This window comes from Ruminococcus sp. CAG:379 (assembly GCF_000434255.1).
GTDB classification, from domain to species: Bacteria; Bacillota; Clostridia; order Oscillospirales; family Ruminococcaceae; genus Ruminococcus_F; species Ruminococcus_F champanellensis.
In genome coordinates, this window is record NZ_FR894872.1 from 1 (window position 1) to 1446 (window position 1446).

Here is a 1446-nt window from a genome sequence, read left to right on the forward strand (position 1 = left end):
GGATATGCTTTCCGACTGTTCAGCATTTGATAAGCAGATCGGCAACCTGCAAATCAGGGCGGATGAACTGACAGCGGTCATGCAGGCATTCATTAAGGATAATATGGCATTACACCGAAGTTTTAATACAATGACCCCCATCCAAGCCTTGTGGTGGTCAAATTCGTTTTTCAAGGCCTAAATGGGGGTCATTTTTCAAAAATATTCGATTTTGGGGGTCACTTTTCAAAAGTGGCTTTTTTATTTTGCTTTCCAGTCGATTGAATCGACCAGTTTCTCGTACTGCGGAGTGGTGACAATGCGTCGATTCGGCCATCGGAAATGCGTATAGTTTTCGACGACTCTCATATCGAAGCGAGGACCATTCCAAATCACGTGATTTTGAACGTCCTCCATTGTGACGGAGAGAAATTGAAAGCCATCTTTTTCTGCAGCTTCAGCAAGCTCCTCCTCATTGAATTCAGTCTCGTGTTCTCCGTGAATATAGATCAAGAGATTCGGAGAGGGCTTCCCGTACAGGATGGCCGGAAGGCCAGGCACGTCGTAAGTCTCCTCCCAAATGTCAAAGGCTTCTTTTTCCATTCAGTCACCATCCCAGACTCCGTCCGGACGCATTCGAGCCATCGCCAGCAATTGAGTGAGAGCACGTTTTGCATTCCCTTCGGTGGGCAGCCAGTAGTCATTGGACGCATCATCGTGCAGAACCTTGATTGCTTTCTGAAGAACTGGAATGCTCTCCGCTCCGGTCAGACCGTAAATTGAGCGAATGCCGTTCTCGCCAAAGACATCCGGTCGGTAGTAGATTTTCGAGTAGTTGTAGGTCACATTCAGCCAGAGCTCCGTGGTCCCATTCATTGCATAAGTTCCACCTCTCATGAAGTGAGGCTCTTCGGTTTCAAGGACCGCATGAGTCACCGGATCACGCAGCGAAATGTCATAGCTCATCGACCACACCTTCTTTCGTCCTGGGTCGCTTCTTCGGTGCGAGCTGCCAGACGTAATCCACAAAATGGTCCCAGTTCATTTTGAGCTGATCATAGACATCGATCTTCAGTTTGGGCGCATCATCACGCCCGCCATGAACCCAACTGGTGAGAAGAACTTCCCATTCGCACTTGCTCCAGAAATAGTACATGGTGATGTGGCGAAGCTCCTCAGAGAGTTCCTCACGAGTGGGCCTCTTTTTCAGAAACTTTTCGAGGTCCGCAGTGAAGCTGCCATGATCAAAGACATTCATTTCATAGATTTCTTTTCGATTCACTGACTCAACAAAGACGAACCACTTCATGTCTGCTTTCTTCACAAGACCGCCTCCTTCCTCATTTTTAGATTCAGTCTCTTCATCGACCCGTTCAAATTCCGGAGCAGGATTTGCTTCGAGAATTTCGTCCAGGGTCCGGGGTGTGTATTTCATGTAAGGCATTGCCCCCATACCCGATTTGATAG

3 protein-coding genes and 1 pseudogene are annotated in these 1446 nt (G+C 48.0%); 1 reads left to right on the forward strand and 3 read right to left on the reverse strand.

What is annotated here, in order from left to right:
* Positions 1-181 (forward strand): hypothetical protein (locus QVO51_RS04495; protein ID WP_288167853.1); only part of this gene is annotated, 181 nt, incomplete at its 5' end.
* Positions 182-240: 59 nt separating this feature from the next.
* Here the strand turns inward: QVO51_RS04495 and QVO51_RS04500 are convergent.
* The 3 genes and pseudogenes from QVO51_RS04500 to QVO51_RS04510 form a co-directional block, all read right to left on the reverse strand.
* Positions 241-582 (reverse strand): hypothetical protein, encoded by a 342-nt coding sequence (locus QVO51_RS04500; protein ID WP_022357403.1) that lies wholly within the window; start codon positions 580-582, stop codon positions 241-243.
* Positions 583-945, reverse strand: coding sequence for a hypothetical protein (locus QVO51_RS04505; RefSeq protein ID WP_022357404.1), 363 nt, complete (start codon positions 943-945; stop codon positions 583-585).
* Positions 935-1446: pseudogene (locus tag QVO51_RS04510) on the reverse strand (hypothetical protein); the annotation flags it as partial. The pseudogene QVO51_RS04510 and the gene QVO51_RS04505, both read right to left, overlap by 11 nt.